The sequence below is a fragment of the Achromobacter sp. 1014246743 genome, from assembly GCF_059760725.1.
Genome location: NZ_JCBANA010000179.1, coordinates 1 through 258 on the forward strand (window position 1 = coordinate 1; position 258 = coordinate 258).

At 64.7% G+C, this 258-nt stretch carries 1 pseudogene; it reads left to right on the forward strand.

Features of this window, described 5'->3' with window-relative positions:
• Positions 1-258 (forward strand): annotated as a pseudogene (locus AC6LJ2_RS30140) (amino acid ABC transporter permease); the annotation flags it as partial.

Sequence of the window (258 nt, forward strand, 5' to 3'; positions counted from 1 at the left end):
CCCACGTCGGTGCGTGGGCCTGGGTGCGCGAGCGCCTGTTTTCCTCGCCGCTGAACATCCTGATCACCGTGCTGGTGGCCTGGTTCCTGTTGATGTCGGTGCCGGCGCTGGTGGAATGGGCTTTCATCAAGGCCAACTACACCGCCGCCAACGCGCAGGAATGCCGCGCGTCCGTCGGCGGCGCCTGCTGGGCCTTCATCATCGAGAAGCACCGCCTGATCCTGTTCGGCACGTATCCGTACGACGAACAATGGCGTC